The following is a 16,982-nucleotide window of genomic DNA, read 5'->3' as shown; positions in this document are numbered from 1 at the left end:
GCGAAGCAGCCGCAAAGCCCGAGAGCGGGGTGTCTGGCACTTCACAGTTGCAGGTTTCAGGGTAGCTTCGCGACCCAACGGGGCGGTGCGACGTTTCGCTAAATCCCCTCACCACAATCGTCACATAGCTGACTTGCGATCACGGGCCTGGGCGCAAATGACACGACGCCGATCGTCATCGGCCGAGCGCCATTCGCGGATGTCTTCGACATGGCGAAAACACCCAAGGCAGACCTTCTGTTCATCCAGCCGACACACGCCGCTGCACGGTGAAGCCACCGCCGGGCTGACATTGCTGTAGAGCGGTTTGGGCGCACGAATGGGCGCAGGCTCGGTCACGATCTCACAGACCTTCGAAATCGAGCTCGGCGTCAGCTTGCTGCTTGACGATGCGCTCGAGCATCTCGCCGAGTTGTTCGTCGCTCTTGTCACACATCCAACGCTTGCTTTCTTCGTCGTAATCGAAGTGGAACCCGCCGGACACGGCTGCCAGCCATAGCTGCCGCAGCGGTTCCTGGCGGCTGAAAATCAACTGGCTGCCGTTTTCGAACTTGACGGTGAGCACACCGGCCGAGCTCTCCAGATCGATATCCAGGTCACACTCGTCAAAAATATCCTCCAGCGTCTGCTGGGTGGCATCGACCAGATCGTGGAAACGGGCTTCAGTCAAACTCATTGCGGGAACCTCAAAAAGTGTCTACTCACGCTCAAGCGCCGCAAGATACGGGCGAGCCCCGGTGATTGCAAAGGATAACGACCAAGGGCCGATATAGGTACACCTGTGGGAGCGAGCCTTTGTGGTGAGGGGATTTATCCCCATTGGGTTGCGCAGCAGCCCCAGCAGTTCAAGGTTAAGCGTGAATGCTTGCGACTGCTGCGCAGCCGAACGGGGATAAATCCCCTCACCACATAGCCCCGCCGGACGGGAGCCCCGTCGCATAGGCAAGCTGCCGGGTGGCCGGTATACTCCGGCGCAATTAACGCATTTTCAAGGATTTCGCCATGAAGCGCCTGATCTCTTCCCTTGCTGCGCTCGTCGCGGTTGCCTGCCTTGTGTCGGCCTGTGGTCAAAAAGGCCCGCTGTACCTGCCTGACGATTCTCAGGACCCTGCCGAGCAGGCCCAGTCATCGCAGAAGTCTCCGTCGAAAGCACACAAGCACGACGTCTACCAATAAGGGAACGCCATGGACGCTTTTAACTACCGTGACGGCGAGCTGTTTGCGGAAGGTGTTGCCCTGTCCGCCATCGCCGAACGCTTTGGCACACCGACCTACGTCTACTCCCGTGCGCACATCGAAGCCCAGTACCTGGCTTACGCCGATGCGCTGGCCGGCATGCCGCACCTGGTCTGCTTTGCGGTCAAGGCCAACTCCAACCTGGGTGTACTGAATGTCCTGGCGCGTTTGGGCGCCGGTTTTGACATCGTCTCCCGTGGTGAGCTGGAACGTGTACTGGCCGCTGGCGGCAGCGCCGACAAGATCGTGTTCTCCGGTGTCGGCAAGACCCGTGACGACATGCGTCGTGCCCTGGAAGTCGGCGTGCATTGCTTCAACGTCGAATCCACCGATGAGCTGGAACGTCTGCAAGTGGTCGCCGCCGAGCTGGGCGTTCGCGCGCCGATCTCGCTGCGCGTGAACCCGGACGTCGACGCCGGCACCCATCCGTACATTTCTACCGGTCTTAAAGAGAACAAGTTCGGCATCGCCATCGCTGATGCCGAAGACGTGTACATCCGCGCCGCGCAACTGCCAAACCTGGAAGTGGTCGGTGTCGATTGCCACATCGGCTCGCAACTGACCACCCTGCCGCCGTTCATCGACGCCCTCGACCGCCTGCTGGGCCTGGTCGACCGCCTCGGCGATTGCGGCATTTACCTGCGCCACATCGATCTCGGTGGTGGTTTGGGCGTGCGTTATCGCGATGAAGAGCCGCCATTGGCTGCCGACTACATCAAAGCTGTGCGCGAGCGTCTCGACGGTCGTGACCTGGCGCTGGTGTTCGAGCCGGGCCGCTTCATCGTCGCCAACGCCGGCGTGCTGCTGACTCAGGTCGAATACCTCAAGCACACCGAGCACAAAGACTTCGCCATCGTCGACGCGGCCATGAACGATCTGATCCGCCCGGCGCTGTACCAGGCCTGGATGGACGTCACCGCTGTGCGCCCGCGCACTACCGCGGCTCGCGCCTACGACATCGTCGGCCCGATCTGTGAGACCGGCGACTTCCTGGCCAAGGATCGTCAGCTGGCCCTGGAAGAAGGCGACTTGCTGGCCGTGCATTCGGCCGGTGCCTACGGGTTTGTCATGAGTTCCAACTACAACACCCGCGGCCGTGCCGCTGAAGTGTTGGTGGACGGTGATCAGGCATTTGAAGTGCGTCGCCGTGAGACGGTAGCCGAGTTGTTTGCTGGCGAAAGCCTGCTGCCGGAGTAAAACCATGCTGCTGCGTTTTACCAAGATGCACGGCCTGGGCAATGACTTCATGGTCCTCGACCTGGTCAGCCAGCATGCGCACATCCTGCCCAAACACGCCAAGCAATGGGGCGATCGGCATACGGGTATCGGTTTCGACCAGTTGCTGATCGTCGAAGCGCCCAGCAACCCGGACGTGGATTTCCGCTACAGGATCTTCAACGCCGACGGCTCCGAAGTGGAACAGTGCGGCAACGGTGCGCGCTGCTTCGCTCGCTTCGTGCTCGATAAGCGCCTGACCGCGAAGCGGCAGATCCGCGTCGAGACCAAAAGCGGCATCATCGAACTGGATATCCGCAGCGACGGGCAGATCGGTGTCAACATGGGCGCACCGCGCCTGGTGCCGGCCGAGATTCCATTTGAAACGCCGGAGCAGGCCACGAGCTATCAGGTTGACGTCGACGGCACCCTGGTCGACCTGGCCGCCGTGTCCATGGGCAACCCCCATGCCGTGCTGCGGGTCAGCGACATCAACAATGCACCGGTGCATGAACTGGGGCCGAAAATCGAAAACCATCCGCGCTTCCCGGCGCGGGTCAATGTCGGTTTTCTCCAGGTCATCGACCGGAGCCGCGCGCAACTGCGCGTCTGGGAACGCGGGACCGGGGAAACCCAGGCGTGCGGAACCGGCGCTTGCGCTGCTGCAGTGGCCGCGATCAGCCAGGGGTGGATGGATTCGCCACTATTGATCGACCTGCCCGGCGGGCGTTTGTCCATTGAATGGGCAGGCCCTGGCCAACCGGTCATGATGACCGGCCCGGCAGTGCGCGTTTATGAAGGACAAGTGCGTCTTTGAGAGAGTCGAATCCATGAAAGATAAGCCCCAGGTTCCCGCCCTACAGCCCGACGAATCCCCTTCCGAAAGCCTTGAGGCGGCGGCGATTGCCGCGTACCTGGAGGCTCATCCGGATTTCTTCGTCAAGCATGAAGACCTGCTCGCGACCTTGCGCATTCCGCACCAGCGCGGCGACACCATTTCGCTGGTCGAACGCCAGATGACCATCCTGCGCGACCGCAATATCGAGCTGCGCCATCGCCTCTCTCACTTGATGGACGTCGCCCGCGACAACGACCGCCTCTTCGACAAGACCCGCCGCCTGATTCTCGCGCTGATGGACGCCACCAGCCTGGAAGACGTGGTAATCAGCGTCGAAGACAGTCTGCGCCAGGACTTCCAGGTGCCTTTCGTCAGCCTGATTCTGCTGGGTGACAACCCGATGCCGGTCGGCCGCTGGGTGACCCATGCCGACGCGCAAACGGCCATCGGCGGTTTGCTCTCGGAAGACAAAAGCGTGAGCGGCAGCTTGCGTGAACACGAACTGGACTTCCTGTTCGGCGAAGAACAGCGCAAGCAGATCGGCTCCACCGCCGTCGTCGCCATCAGCTACCAGGGCATCCACGGCGTCCTGGCTATCGCCAGCCGTGACCCGCAGCACTACAAGAGTTCGGTGGGCACGCTGTTCCTCAGCTACATCGCCGAAGTCATGGGCCGCGTGCTGCCACGGGTCAACACCTCCCTGCGCTCGGTACGCTGATCGTGGAACGGCAACTGGACGCTTACTGCGAACACCTGCGCAGTGAGCGGCAGGTGTCGCCTCACACGCTGTACGCCTACCGGCGCGACCTCGACAAAGTGCTGGGCTGGTGTGTCAAACAAAACATCAGCAGTTGGGCGGCCCTGGACATTCAACGCCTGCGCAGCCTGATCGCACGCCTGCACTCACAAGGCCAATCGTCCCGCAGCCTGGCGCGGCTGCTGTCGGCGGTGCGCGGGCTCTATCATTATCTGAACCGCGAAGGCCTCTGCGACCACGACCCGGCCAACGGCCTGGCGCCACCGAAAGGCGAACGTCGGCTGCCAAAAACCCTCGACACCGATCGCGCGCTGCAACTGCTTGAGGGCGCGGTGGAGGATGATTTTCTGGCGCGTCGGGATCAGGCGATTCTGGAGCTGTTTTATTCCTCAGGTTTGCGATTGTCGGAGCTGACCGGGCTCAATCTGGATCAGTTGGACCTGGCCGACGGCATGGTTCAAGTGCTCGGCAAGGGCAGCAAGACCCGACTGCTGCCGGTCGGTAAAAAAGCTCGCGAAGCGCTGGAGTTGTGGCTGCCGCTACGGGCCATGACCAACCCGGCGGACGACGCGGTGTTTGTCAGCCAACAAGGCCGGCGCCTCGGCCCACGGGCGATTCAAGTGCGGGTTAAAGCCGCTGGCGAGCGCGAGCTGGGGCAGAACCTGCACCCGCACATGCTGCGGCACTCCTTTGCCAGCCATTTGCTGGAATCGTCCCAGGACCTGCGGGCGGTTCAGGAATTGCTCGGCCACTCGGACATCAAAACCACCCAGATCTACACCCACCTGGACTTCCAGCACCTGGCGACGGTTTACGACAGCGCCCATCCACGGGCCAAACGCATCAAAGGCGATGAGTCATGAGAATTCAATTGATCACCTTCGACCTCGACGACACCCTGTGGGATACCGCCCCGGTGATCGTCAGCGCCGAAGCCGTATTACGTGAATGGCTGACCGAGCATGCACCGAATCTGGGCGCCGTGCCGGTGGAGCATTTGTGGGCGATTCGCGAGCGGATCCTGAGCAGTGAGCCGGGCCTCAAGCACCGCATCAGCGCCCTGCGCCGCCGAGTCTTGTTCCATGCGCTGGAAGAGGCCGGTTACGACCAGGGTCAGGCCTCAGACCTGGCCGATCAGAGTTTTGAAGTGTTTCTGCATGCGCGGCATCAGCTGGAAATCTTCCCGGAGGTGCAACCGACCCTCGAGACTCTGGCCAATCACTACGCCCTCGGCGTGGTCACCAATGGCAACGCCGATGTGCGCCGCTTAGGGCTGGCGGACTACTTCAAGTTTGCCTTGTGTGCCGAAGACATCGGCATCGGCAAGCCGGATGCGCGACTGTTTCATGAGGCGTTGCAACGCGGTGGTGCGACGGCCGAGACGGCCGTGCATATCGGCGATCATCCGGGTGATGACATTGCCGGCGCCCAGCAGGCGGGATTGCGGGCGATCTGGTTTAACCCGGCGGGCAAGGTGTGGGAAGCCGAGAAGGCACCGGATGCCGAGATTCGCAGCCTGAGCGAGTTACCGGCGTTATTGGCCCTCTGGAACGCCCAACACTAACCTTGAGATCACCGATATTCCCCTTGTGGGAGTGAGCCTGCTCGCGATAGCGGAGTGACATTCAGTATTTATATTGCCTGACACACCGCTATCGCGAGCAGGCTCACTCCCACAGGGGATCGACGCAGGCTCAAAAGTTTTGTTTTACCCATGAAAAAGCCCGCAGCGACGGCGGGCTTTTTCAGCAAGCAAGCGGCGGCCTTAGATAGGCCGGCTGCCGTACTTGTTGTCAGGCTTCTTGGGCGGATCGGCGACCACATTGGCCTCCACTTCCTGCACCTTGCCGCCCTTGGCCAGGAACTCTTCCATGGCCTTGGCCAAGGCATCGCGCTCCTTGTTTTTCGCTTCGACGCTCGGCAGCTCATCGACCGATACCGCTGCCTTGGCTTTGCCTTTGGCGGTCGGAACGGGCGCTTCACCGCCATCGTCGTCAGCAACGTCTTCCGCTGCTGTTTCCAGACCTTCTTCGGTTTCGTCGTCGTCGCCTACTTCGAGGTCGTCGTTTTCCAGATCATCGTCGCTCATGTTCTACCTCATGACTTGCGAAAAGCAGATTAGTTATAGCCCAGCTTCGCCGTCTGTCGAAGGCCGCCGGAAAAAATTCTACAAACGCTGGTAACCAGCGGTTTATGCCTCTTCACCGTGCACGGTGGCGAGGACTTTGCGGGCACCGCCAAAATCACGGTGCTCGCCCAGATAAACGCCTTGCCAGGTCCCCAGCGCCAGTCGGCCTGCCGAAATCGGCAAACTGAGCTGACAGCCAAGTACGCTGGCCTTGAAGTGCGCCGGGAGGTCGTCCAGGCCTTCGTCGTTATGCTCATAGCCGTCTGCTCCTTGTGGGATCAGACGATTGAAAAATCGTTCGAAGTCGCGACGTACCGCCGGATCGGCGTTCTCGTTGATGGTCAACGACGCCGAGGTATGCTGCAGCCACAAATGCAACAGACCGACCCGACATGCCTTGAGTTCAGGCAGGCCGGCGAGTAACTCGTCCGTTACCAGATGAAAGCCCCGGGGCCTCGCCCGCAGGGTAATCAGAGTCTGTTGCCACATACAGTTCTCCGCACGTTCGGGGCGCATTCTAGCGCGCTCTGGGAAAAAACAAAGGCCCTAATATTCCTTCTATCATGTAAGCCATTGGCCGCAGAAAAACGCCCGTCGTAAACGCCACTAAACGTGTACGAAAAAACCTTTCAGCAGTTCCTTCACTGACAAACTTCAGACAAAAAAATGCCCGGCAAGCCGGGCAAATTTTTTGTGCGCGTGCTTACAAGTTGTAGCCGCGTTCGTTGTGGAGTGCCAGATCGATGCCGACAGCTTCTTCTTCTTCGGTGATACGCAGCCCCATGACGGCGTCCAGCACCTTGAGAATGATGAAAGTGACGATCGCGGTGTAGATCACCGTGAAGCCCACGCCTTTGCACTGAATCCAGACTTGTGCGGCGATGTCGGTGACGGTGCCGAAGCCACCCAGCGACGGTGCAGCGAAGACACCGGTCAGGATCGCGCCGAGAATACCGCCGATACCGTGTACACCGAAGGCGTCCAGGGAGTCGTCATAGCCGAGTTTGCGTTTCAGGGTGGTGGCGCAGAAGAAGCACACCACGCCGGCTGCCAGACCGATGACCAGAGCCCCCATCGGGCCCACGGTGCCAGCGGCTGGGGTGATTGCAACCAGACCGGCCACTACACCCGAAGCAATACCCAAAGCACTTGGTTTGCCGTGCGTGATCCATTCGGCGAACATCCAGCCCAATGCAGCGGCGGCGGTTGCGATCTGGGTCACCAGCATCGCCATACCGGCAGTGCCGTTGGCCGCAGCAGCGGAACCGGCGTTGAAGCCGAACCAGCCGACCCACAGCATTGCAGCGCCCATCAGGGTGTAACCGAGGTTGTGCGGCGCCATCGGGGTAGTCGGGAAACCTTTGCGCTTGCCCAGCACCAGGCAGGCAATCAGACCGGCCACACCGGCGTTGATGTGCACCACGGTGCCGCCGGCGAAGTCCAGCACGCCCCAGTCCCACAACAGGCCGCCGTTACCGGACCAGACCATGTGCGCGATCGGTGCATAAACCAGGGTGAACCAGACGCCCATGAAGATCAGCATGGCAGAGAACTTCATCCGCTCGGCGAAGGCACCGACGATCAACGCGGGGGTAATGATGGCGAACGTCATCTGGAAGGTGACGAACACCGCTTCAGGGAACAGCGCCGCAGGGCCGGTCAGGCTCGCAGGCGTGACACCGGCGAGGAATGCCTTACCCATGCCACCGAAGAACGAGTTGAAGTTGATGACGCCCTGTTCCATGCCGGTGGTGTCGAACGCGATGCTGTAGCCATAAATGACCCACAGGATGCTGATCAGGCCGGTAATGGCGAAGCACTGCATCATCACGGAAAGAATGTTTTTGGAGCGAACCATGCCGCCGTAGAACAGCGCGAGACCGGGAATGGTCATGAACAGCACGAGGGCTGTCGAGGTCATCATCCAGGCAGTGTCGCCGGAGTTGAGGACTGGGGCCGCCACTTCGTCTGCCGCCATAGCCAAGCCGGGCATTACGAGGGACAACAGGGCTCCTAGCCCTGCGAATTTACGCAGAGTCATATTGTTTTCTCCTGGGGCGTTGGGTTTGTGGCGGCTTAGATTGCGTCGGTATCGGTTTCGCCGGTACGGATGCGAATCGCCTGTTCCAGATTGACCACGAAGATCTTGCCGTCACCGATCTTGCCGGTGTTGGCCGCCTTGGTTATCGCCTCGATAACCCGGTCAAGATCCTTGTCGTCAATGGCGACATCGATCTTCACCTTTGGCAGGAAATCGACCACATATTCCGCGCCGCGATACAGCTCGGTGTGACCCTTCTGCCGACCGAAGCCTTTGACTTCAGTAACGGTAATGCCCTGCACGCCGATCTCGGACAGCGACTCGCGTACGTCGTCCAGTTTGAACGGCTTGATGATGGCAGTGACTAGCTTCATGAAAACTCTCTCCCGAATTGGTGGACTTGCCCCAGGAAAACAAACCCGACTCAAGTCTAAGCGCAGTGCCTGGCTTTGTAACGCATCGTCGGCCTTACCTGCCCGTCCGACGCCTGCTAACCACTCCGCACGAAACACTTCCCCCGTTCCGCTTGGCGCACTGCATTCGTCACAGCGACTGCATCAGTGCATGGGTTACTACTGACTAAGCAGAAAGCTTGCCATCTCCACAAAACTCTCTGTTTTCAAGCCCTTGGCAGCAGATGCCAACCACTTCGCCGCAACTGCTGCCGCGTTACGCACAACAACAGTGCGATGCCGTCCGTCCGCATGCGCGAAAAGCGTGCACAGTCAGCGGTCGGGATTGACTATAGACACTGCGTGATACACTGCCCGCCATTGTTGACAGGACATTTCCCATGCTCGCACCCAAAGACTTCCTCGATGCCCTGAGCGGCACCGCCTCGCGCCTCTTCAGCGGCGACACCCCGCTGCCGAAAAGCGAAATCGAAAGCCAGTTCAAGGCTCTGTTGCAGAGCGGCTTCAGCAAGCTGGACCTAGTGAGCCGGGAAGAGTTTGATAGCCAGATGGTTGTGCTGGCACGGACCCGGGCTCGGTTGGAGAGTCTTGAGGCGAAAGTCGCGGAGCTGGAAGCGAAGCTGAGTCCACCTTCCGAATAACACCGCAGATCCCACGGTGAAACCCAACCCACTGTGGGAGCGAGCCTGCTCGCGATAAGGTCGGAACGACCTTCAGATTTATCTGTAGGAGCTGCCGAAGGCTGCGATCTTTTGATCTTTAAGCCCTCAAAAATCCCGGCAACGTCCTACAAAGATCACCACCGCCGTCCGATTGCGCCGCAAAGCCCCGGTTCCTAAGCTCAACTTCTGCTGAATGTTCAGCACTGGGTTTGGCGACCTGGAACCAAGCTATGCACGCAACCTCATTCGATTATGGATATATCTCCCGATTCGAATTATGGCGGCTGCGTGTGGGAGACCTTCGGGTCTGCCGGTATTCGCTTGGCCGGTTCGCCAACCCGCACGCAGCTGCCACCCTTATTGTTTGGCGACGATAAGTGGCAGTCATCTATCAAGCGAATTTGGGTACTGCACCATGGACGAAAACTATCTGACTCCACACATCTTCACCCGCCACAAACTCCACCTCCACGCCCTCCTCCTGGAAAACCAACCCTGGTTCAGCGCCCGCGACCTAGGCCGACTCCTGCGCCTCTACCTTGATGAACGCGCCGTCCGCAAACTCGACCCCGACCAACACCAAACCCTGCAAATGCCCATCCACGGCACCATCGAAAACACCCTGCTAATCAGCGAATCCGGCGTCTACGCCCTACTCGTCTACCACTACTGCCCCGAATATCGGGCGCTGCGCGAATGGCTAACCCACGACGTGGTCCCAGCCCTCAGAGATGCCCAGCAATCCACTTCAACCGAACGCCCGATCCTAAGCCTGCTCAATTGGCCGGACATGTCCTTGAGTTTGCTGCACTGGAATAACCAGCCGTGGATTCGGCTACAGGATGTGCCACACGTACTACCTGATCATGAGGAGTCAAAACGTACGGTCAATGCGCCTTGGTGGAAGCGAGCTTCGCGGATGCTGCAATCGTTTTAACACCAATTGCGCCGCTTATTGACTACGTTTGCTGCGCGCCAAACGTAGTCCTTTCCATAACCAAACCGAATTCCACACGCTGTGCTTCTGACGTCCTTCATTCAACTAAGTACGGTCCTACAGTAGCCAACTCCTGCGCCTGATTACGTGACCGCGCCCGCGTCCGTTACCTTCTTCGCCTCGATTTCAACAGTACAAAGCGATGAGAAGAAAAGGAAAAGGCACGGAACTCCGTAATCAGATATTCAAGTCTGACGCTCGAAATCTTACTTGCGAAGCCATGTCCTATGATCCTGATATTCGTGCCGCAGGAATCCACGTCTCAGCACTCAGGCTCGATCCGATCACCATGGCTGCAATCAACTCCTGTCATCTGTGGGAAGAAGTGATCCCGTACCCATGGGAGTGCATCCCGGAATGGAAGCGAAAGGATGCAAGGGGACTGGATCTGGCCATCTGGTATGAAGAAGAGCTCTGTGGCTTGTGCTATGCGACTCCGCGTGAAAGCACTATCTGCATAAAAATCGTGCTTTTGCAGGGACACACAAGAAACACCCACCCTTTGCGGGGCTGGATCGCTCCAATTGCATTGAGGGCTACGGAGTTTTATGCGCGGATGCTGGGCTGCGATGAGATTGAGGTACAAGAACCCGACCCGGGTGCCATCTCCTACTATCAAAAACTTGGATTCATTTTTGACAAAACCAACCGCCTTGTCTTTTCGCTAGACGACCAATAAGATCAATCCACTCATCCAGGCACGCGAGGTGTCTATGAAACGCAAAAAGCCAAAAGCGAAGCCGTTAATGATCGCTGAGTATCATGCCGAGGCGCTCCGTTTAGCCGGAAACGTTTCTGCCAGCCAACATCGCTTTTTTAAAGTGGCGGCAATGTATGGCAAAGAACTTGAACCTGATGGCTTGCTTGCAGGTGCACGAGTCTGACTAGGTTCCCCCGAAAAAACCGCCCGAGTGGCGGTTTTTTCACCTCGTAATAACGTGCATGGGGATCTGCACTTCCCAGAGAATTCCTGCCCCCCCCCCCCCGCAAATCCCCCTCCCGCCTACCCTTTCAAAAACCTCAGGAAACGTTACCCGTAAAGCTCAAGGATCGACCATAGAAGCGGGACAAATCCCTCAAAGAGCTGGACTTGGCTCAGGGTCCACAACCTTGAGCACGCATCCTTCATAGATTCAGGCGACGTCCTACAAAAATCTCATCCCGCGACTGATTACGTCGGTACTCCACACTCGCTTACGCTCCACCAATCAGAAAGACACTCGCAACATCCTGCGAAAGTTTGGTGCCTGTGTCGTAACGCAATCCAACTACTCTTCAAAAAACCGCAGGAAGCGGTTCTCTGCCAGCTCAAGGAACGACCATGTCTCTCTCCATCGTCCACAGCCGTGCCCAGATTGGCGTGGATGCGCCCGCCGTTACCGTAGAAGTCCACTTGGCCAACGGTTTGCCGTCACTGACGATGGTCGGATTGCCGGAAGCGGCGGTGAAAGAAAGCAAGGATCGCGTGCGGAGTGCAATCATCAATTCCGGCCTGCAATTTCCGGCACGACGCATCACATTGAATCTCGCCCCGGCGGATTTGCCAAAGGATGGTGGGCGATTCGATCTGGCGATTGCTTTGGGGATTCTGTCGGCCAGTGTGCAGGTGCCAACGTTGACGCTGGATGACGTGGAGTGCCTCGGGGAATTGGCGCTTTCAGGGGCGGTGCGGGCAGTTCGCGGTGTATTGCCGGCAGCGCTGGCGGCGCGCAAGGCCGGGAGGGCGCTGGTGGTGCCGCGAGCGAATGCCGAAGAGGCGTGCCTGGCGTCGGGATTAAAGGTGATCGCGGTGGAACATTTGCTTGAGGCCGTTGCGCACTTCAACGGACACACGCCGATCGAGCCTTACGTATCCAATGGCTTGCTGTACGCGAGCATGCCGTATCCCGATTTGAATGAGGTGCAAGGCCAAATGTCAGCCAAGCGTGCGCTGCTGATTGCGGCGGCAGGCGCACATAATTTGCTGCTCAGTGGGCCGCCAGGAACGGGGAAAACCCTATTGGCCAGCCGTTTACCGGGGCTTTTGCCGCCACTGGCCGAGAATGAAGCACTTGAGGTCGCGGCGATTCAATCGGTCTCTAGCTGTGTACCGTTGAGTCATTGGCCCCAACGACCTTTTCGCCAACCTCATCACTCCGCATCAGGCCCGGCACTGGTCGGGGGCGGCTCACGACCACAGCCCGGCGAAATCACCCTCGCCCACCACGGCGTACTGTTTCTGGACGAACTCCCGGAGTTTGATCGAAAGGTGCTGGAGGTATTGCGAGAGCCGCTGGAGTCCGGTCACATCGTGATATCCCGCGCCAAGGACCGTGTTCGCTTCCCGGCGCGTTTCCAATTGGTGGCAGCAATGAATCCTTGCCCCTGTGGATATCTTGGCGAACCCAGCGGGCGATGCAGTTGTTCACCGGACATGGTGCAGCGTTACCGCAACAAACTTTCCGGGCCCCTGTTGGATCGCATAGACCTGCACCTGACTGTCGCTCGGGAGGCAACTGCTTTAAATCCTGCCCCCAAGCCTGGTGACGACACAGCAACCGCGGCAGCACTGGTCGCCGACGCAAGAGATCGGCAACACAAACGCCAAGGCTGTGCCAACGCATTCCTCGATCTACCGGGCCTACGTAGACACTGCAAGTTATCCACAGCCGATGAAAACTGGCTTGAGTCCGCCTGTGAACGACTGACATTGTCGCTGAGAGCAGCCCATCGCCTACTAAAGGTTGCCCGTACGTTGGCAGACCTTGAACAGGTCGATGCAATTACCCGCGAACACTTGGCGGAAGCGTTGCAGTATCGACCTGCATCAACGTAACCGATTGCTATTCGCCCAAATCATTTATGCAGATCACTTTTCAGAGAGAGCGTCAGTAATACATGGATTTACTAAAGAGTCATTGGATCAGATTTGTCTATTGCTTGATAAGCATTGCCATCGTTTGGACGGCGCTGCTGCAGCAGGAAGTCGTTGTCGGCTCTCCGACATCCCTGAATAATTTTTCCTACGTTGGCACGGTGATAACCATCGTCGCGCTCATCATTTCAATATCTGAAGTTTTGCACAGTGTTCGTTACTCACGGAGCATCAGCGCAGAAGCCAACAGTGTGCTCAAGGACGCTAAAGCTGTAGAGGGCGCCTCAGCCGTAAGCGAATGCCTTGCGACGCTCAATGAGACAGCAGGCTATGTGGACACCGAAAATTATCAATTGGCGCTGAAGTGCTATCAGCATTTCAGGATTCTGTTTGCCAAAATACCTGGCACAGGTCAGGAGTTTGAAAGGATTGACAATATCCTTGGAGAAACTGAAACCGCGATCAGAAAAGGAATTTACACGTCAGCGAGCGCTCGGCTTGAGAAATCGACCCGAATAGTTATTCATCACAATCTCGAAAACATCAAAGAGAACCTTGAAAAGGTTAACCCGGCCAGAGGGCGACAATATGTTACCGCCTAAATTTCTCGATTTTGTCAAAACGCTTACAGCGAGAACGGAGCAAGGCGAATTCGCCTGGAGTTATGATGACAATAACTCGCTGGTGAAACTTAAAGAAAAAGCCTTTTCGCTTTCATTACGCTACAGCTTCAACGCCGATGAAAAATATGCGGAGTACGTCATCTATTACTTCGATGATATCGAAGACAAGGAGTACCGATTTTATACCAATCAAACCTGGAATGACTTCGATTTCATCCGGCGGTTGTTTGATGCCGCACAAGCCTCAAAAATGAAACTTCCCTTTTGACCCTTCAATGAGCAGTGAACACCACATGCGAGATCACTGCTCACCTAGCAGTTGTCGATGGATAGAGAGACGCAGCTTACTCCTTGGTCAAATCCACCAATGGAATCTGCCTCACCTCAGTCTCCCGCCCACCCTGAATATCACTCACCGTCTTCAACGCCTTATCCACAGCCCCTTTATCCGCCAGCAAGCTGTACCTGATCTGAAACTGCTTCTGCTCTTTAACCCCAATCATCGGCACCAAACCAATCGGCCGCTGATACCGACGGTTGTAGGAAAAGCTCGTCCCCGGTTCAAGACCTGTGACATAGCCCTGCCCTTGGGTGTCCGTGTTTTTCCACAGGGAGAACACCGGCAACTGTTGAGTATTGAAACCCACCGAAACCCCGAGGCTGCCGGCCTTGTTATGCAGCACGGTCAACGTGTCACCCTTGGCATCGCCATAAGGCACCACATTGTAAACCGTCTCGTCGTAATCCTTGGTCGGCGCGCGGTAAGTCTGCCAATCCGGCAAATCCCCTTTGGCTTTGTCATTGAACGGCGACACCTGTTTCACCGGAGCGGCAAAACGGGCGCCCTGTTCCAGGAATGGGGTGCTGAAGTTACTGTGATACAGCGCCTGATATTCCTTCGGATAATCACCGTTGTTGGTGAGGGTATCGTTGAGGGAGAACGCCGCGCTGCCAGGTTCGGTGACCAGCTCAGTCATCACCGAGAAGTCGACTTTCTTGAACGCCTGCTCTTTGAGCTCGCCGCGCAGGCTGATGGCGTAAGGTGGTTTTTCATCGATGTGCAACGTGACTTTGCTGGCCGGGATGTTGGCGGCACGGCCGTGGAGCGTCAGCAGTTCACCGTTATCCATGCCTGGATGACCGACCCACTCGTAGCCGCAGCGGGTGACCAGTTCGTTAAAGCCTTCGAGCCAGCCCAGACCGCCGCGACCGTTGAGTTCGATGAAGGACGGATTGACCACGTCCTTGACCGGCGAATCCCAACCCATGCGCACATTACCGACCGTCGCCTGCAGGACGTTCATGCCACGGGTCGGCACCACCGAGAGTTTCATCGTGCCGTTATCGATGTCGACGATGCTGACGCCCTCCTGCCGACCGCCGTGCAAGTTACGAAGGGTCACGGAGAAGGGTTTGTCGGTTTTTACACCGAGTTGCTGGCTGGTGACCTGCCAGTTTTGGGCAGCCTTGTCGCTGTCGAGCAGGACGTAATCCCAGGCCATGGCGTGGGAGGCGGACAGTGCGCCAAAGGCAACGACGAATTTGAGCGGAGTCATGGGGAAGCCTTTCTTGGAGTTGTGCGTTTTTTATAGCGCTGATGAAACGATTCAGCAAGCCTAAAAAACGTACACCCGAGCCTTCCCGAGCCAATTTAAATTGACCTCATGCAACCTCCGCACGCTTACGCTAGTCTCATACGGTTTTGAACCTCCGGCAGATTGACGGCGACATCATTGTGACATTAAGGTCGCCAGCTAATTGCAGGAGCAAGCGCAGACACTTTTGTCTGTCATTTTTGCGCAGCGGAACATACGGAGTTTGAATGCGCGGGGCACTATTACGCAGCGGTAAGAGCGGGTCATTCACTGCCCTGGGCGAAACAGGTCAACCGGTTTACCGGGCAGCCCTGCAATTGCGCGAAGCCATTCGCCGCAAGAACCCTGAAATGGTCGATCACCTGGCCATCCCTCAAAGCGATGAACTCGGCAACCAGATTGACTGGTACAGCGGCCTCGACGGCGATGTGATCCCGTGGAGCAGCGCGACTGAAGAAGAACGCGCCCCTGCACGCCGCCAACTCGAAGCGCTGAAGACCTCGCTCGACGAATTGAGCCAGCGTTTCCTGGGCAATGATCCAGCCGAACAGCAGCAAGGCGACAAAGCCGTGTTCGGCAAGCTGCTCAAGCGTGTGATTCATTTCCCCGATGAAAACTTCGTCTACCTGGTGCAAGGCAAGCCGGTGCTGACCTTTTGGGGCTTCGAGCATGCCGGTACCGGCAATCGCGATCCCCTGCACTGCCTCTATCAAGTTCCGCCCGCGTTTACGCTGCCCCCGGTGGTCGAAGCCGCGCCCGTGGTGGCGCCGCCCGTCGTGCCGGTGATTGCTCGTCCGTGGTGGCGGCGCTGGTGGTGGCTGTTGCTGCTGCCTTTATTGCTGCTGCTTTTGTGGCTATTACTGGGCTTGCGCGGTTGCGTGCCGATTCCACTGGTGGCGGTCAATCTGCTCCCCGAGGGCGTCGTGCCTGTTGAAAGGCAACGGGAAGAACCACAACTGACCGGCCATGCCACGACGCTCAATGGCGTTCCTGTGACGGGCACCGTTGTAGGCTCCACCACGGGAACCGGCACCGCTGTGACCGGAACCCAGGACGTGGAAGCGCCGGCGGTCGAGGGCAACGAAGCTGATGCAGCGCCGGCCGGCGTGACCCAAGACCCCGCCAAAGACCCGGCAGCAGACCCGACAGCCGAATCGCCAACCGCGCCACCGGAAAACAAGACTGCGCCGCCGGATATCACATCGCCCGAGGCCGAAAAATCCGCCGCCGCAAAACCCGGCCCGCCCCTGAGCATTCCGCCAGACGCCGCCGACGGTGCCGCCAAGTTCCTCGACGGTCAGTTCCGCGCCGGTGCCGGTATTCAGGATCGCCGAACCGGCAAACCCCTGCGTCTGGAATACCAGCTCAAGGACGGTAAAGGCGAAGTCATCGTACACCAGGCCGACGGCACGAAATGCAGCGGGCCGGTGAGCGCTACTATGAAGGGTGGCAGCCTGGCCATCGACAGTCAGGGCCAGGCCGTGTGTGGCGATGGCAGCACTTACGACATGCCCAAGGTCAACTGCCGCAAAGGGGCGACCACAGTCGCAGACTGCACCGGCGGTTACGGCAAAGAACAATTCCCCATGTCCATGCGGCACGTGGCCGAATAAAAACGGAATA

Annotated in this window: 21 protein-coding genes; 14 read left to right on the top strand and 7 right to left on the bottom strand. The window is 58.2% G+C overall.

The genetic code is table 11. The features are described from left to right. Window positions 1–120: 120 nt before the first annotated feature. Entirely contained in the window at window positions 121–339 is a 219-nt protein-coding gene (locus tag IB252_RS12730) for a DUF1289 domain-containing protein (RefSeq protein WP_192408958.1), read from the bottom strand. Between the two features lie 4 nt (window positions 340–343). Next, window positions 344–676, bottom strand: coding sequence for an iron donor protein CyaY (gene cyaY / locus IB252_RS12725; RefSeq protein WP_008150266.1), 333 nt, complete (start codon window positions 674–676; stop codon window positions 344–346). A 326-nt stretch (window positions 677–1,002) separates the two neighbouring features. On the opposite strand from cyaY, the gene lptM reads away from it, so the two are divergent. Genes lptM through IB252_RS12695 form a run of 6 tightly spaced genes read left to right on the top strand, consistent with a single transcriptional unit; the run spans window position 1,003 to window position 5,610 of the window. Next, entirely contained in the window at window positions 1,003–1,176 is a 174-nt protein-coding gene (gene lptM / locus IB252_RS12720; RefSeq protein WP_033060682.1) for an LPS translocon maturation chaperone LptM, read from the top strand. Window positions 1,177–1,185: 9 nt separating this feature from the next. Further along, a complete protein-coding gene (gene lysA, locus IB252_RS12715) occupies window positions 1,186–2,433 on the top strand; it encodes a diaminopimelate decarboxylase (protein WP_111448322.1) in 1,248 nt (415 codons plus the stop codon). A gap of 4 nt (window positions 2,434–2,437) precedes the next feature. Further along, on the top strand, window positions 2,438–3,268 hold the full coding sequence (gene dapF / locus IB252_RS12710; protein WP_192408957.1) for a diaminopimelate epimerase: 831 nt from the start codon (window positions 2,438–2,440) through the stop codon (window positions 3,266–3,268). A 13-nt stretch (window positions 3,269–3,281) separates the two neighbouring features. Further along, the gene (locus IB252_RS12705) at window positions 3,282–4,007 is read left to right on the top strand and encodes a DUF484 family protein (RefSeq protein WP_192408955.1); all 726 of its coding nucleotides are present in this window, start codon (window positions 3,282–3,284) and stop codon (window positions 4,005–4,007) included. A 2-nt stretch (window positions 4,008–4,009) separates the two neighbouring features. Beyond that, window positions 4,010–4,909, top strand: coding sequence for a tyrosine recombinase XerC (xerC, locus tag IB252_RS12700; protein WP_008150257.1), 900 nt, complete (start codon window positions 4,010–4,012; stop codon window positions 4,907–4,909). Then, the gene (locus IB252_RS12695) at window positions 4,906–5,610 is read left to right on the top strand and encodes an HAD family hydrolase (protein ID WP_008150255.1); all 705 of its coding nucleotides are present in this window, start codon (window positions 4,906–4,908) and stop codon (window positions 5,608–5,610) included. The genes xerC and IB252_RS12695 overlap by 4 nt, the downstream gene beginning before the upstream one ends. 201 nt (window positions 5,611–5,811) lie before the next feature. Here the strand turns inward: IB252_RS12695 and sutA are convergent, their stop codons facing one another. From sutA to glnK, 4 genes are all read right to left on the bottom strand, one after another. Beyond that, entirely contained in the window at window positions 5,812–6,135 is a 324-nt protein-coding gene (sutA, locus tag IB252_RS12690) for a transcriptional regulator SutA (RefSeq protein ID WP_008150253.1), read from the bottom strand. Window positions 6,136–6,237: 102 nt separating this feature from the next. Next, a complete protein-coding gene (locus tag IB252_RS12685; protein WP_111448318.1) occupies window positions 6,238–6,663 on the bottom strand; it encodes a secondary thiamine-phosphate synthase enzyme YjbQ in 426 nt (141 codons plus the stop codon). Window positions 6,664–6,877: 214 nt separating this feature from the next. Beyond that, entirely contained in the window at window positions 6,878–8,215 is a 1,338-nt protein-coding gene (locus IB252_RS12680) for an ammonium transporter (protein WP_033060693.1), read from the bottom strand. A 35-nt stretch (window positions 8,216–8,250) separates the two neighbouring features. After that, window positions 8,251–8,589 (bottom strand): P-II family nitrogen regulator, encoded by a 339-nt coding sequence (gene glnK / locus IB252_RS12675; protein ID WP_002555808.1) that lies wholly within the window; start codon window positions 8,587–8,589, stop codon window positions 8,251–8,253. A 419-nt stretch (window positions 8,590–9,008) separates the two neighbouring features. Here glnK and IB252_RS12670 point away from each other — a divergent pair, with 419 nt between their 5' ends. The 7 genes from IB252_RS12670 to IB252_RS12640 all read left to right on the top strand — a co-directional run bounded on the left by IB252_RS12670 (window position 9,009) and on the right by IB252_RS12640 (window position 14,032). Beyond that, window positions 9,009–9,269, top strand: a complete 261-nt coding sequence (locus IB252_RS12670) for an accessory factor UbiK family protein (protein ID WP_192408953.1) — start codon at window positions 9,009–9,011, stop codon at window positions 9,267–9,269. A gap of 436 nt (window positions 9,270–9,705) precedes the next feature. Continuing rightward, window positions 9,706–10,227: a Bro-N domain-containing protein gene (locus IB252_RS12665; protein ID WP_192408951.1), complete on the top strand. Its 522-nt coding sequence runs from the start codon at window positions 9,706–9,708 to the stop codon at window positions 10,225–10,227. Window positions 10,228–10,507: 280 nt separating this feature from the next. Further along, complete coding sequence (locus IB252_RS12660; RefSeq protein ID WP_318652726.1) at window positions 10,508–10,966, top strand: GNAT family N-acetyltransferase; 459 nt, start codon at window positions 10,508–10,510, stop codon at window positions 10,964–10,966. A gap of 34 nt (window positions 10,967–11,000) precedes the next feature. Beyond that, window positions 11,001–11,171, top strand: coding sequence for a hypothetical protein (locus IB252_RS12655; protein ID WP_192408947.1), 171 nt, complete (start codon window positions 11,001–11,003; stop codon window positions 11,169–11,171). 437 nt (window positions 11,172–11,608) lie between these two features. Continuing rightward, entirely contained in the window at window positions 11,609–13,102 is a 1,494-nt protein-coding gene (locus IB252_RS12650) for a YifB family Mg chelatase-like AAA ATPase (RefSeq protein WP_192408945.1), read from the top strand. A 62-nt stretch (window positions 13,103–13,164) separates the two neighbouring features. After that, complete coding sequence (locus tag IB252_RS12645; RefSeq protein ID WP_192408943.1) at window positions 13,165–13,743, top strand: hypothetical protein; 579 nt, start codon at window positions 13,165–13,167, stop codon at window positions 13,741–13,743. Then, window positions 13,730–14,032 (top strand): hypothetical protein, encoded by a 303-nt coding sequence (locus IB252_RS12640; protein WP_192408941.1) that lies wholly within the window; start codon window positions 13,730–13,732, stop codon window positions 14,030–14,032. The genes IB252_RS12645 and IB252_RS12640 overlap by 14 nt, the downstream gene beginning before the upstream one ends. A 76-nt stretch (window positions 14,033–14,108) precedes the next feature. On the opposite strand, the gene IB252_RS12635 is transcribed toward IB252_RS12640, so the two are convergent. Beyond that, entirely contained in the window at window positions 14,109–15,320 is a 1,212-nt protein-coding gene (locus IB252_RS12635; protein WP_192408939.1) for an aldose 1-epimerase family protein, read from the bottom strand. Between the two features lie 266 nt (window positions 15,321–15,586). Between IB252_RS12635 and IB252_RS12630 the strand changes: the two genes are divergently transcribed. Beyond that, a complete protein-coding gene (locus IB252_RS12630) occupies window positions 15,587–16,972 on the top strand; it encodes an SrfA family protein (RefSeq protein WP_192408937.1) in 1,386 nt (461 codons plus the stop codon). Window positions 16,973–16,982 lie beyond the last annotated feature (10 nt).

Origin of the sequence: Pseudomonas sp. PDM10 (assembly GCF_014852295.1) — a bacterium.
Lineage (GTDB): Bacteria > Pseudomonadota > Gammaproteobacteria > Pseudomonadales > Pseudomonadaceae > Aquipseudomonas.
Note: the sequence above shows the minus strand (reverse complement) of the source record. Positions and strands in the feature narration are given on the sequence as shown.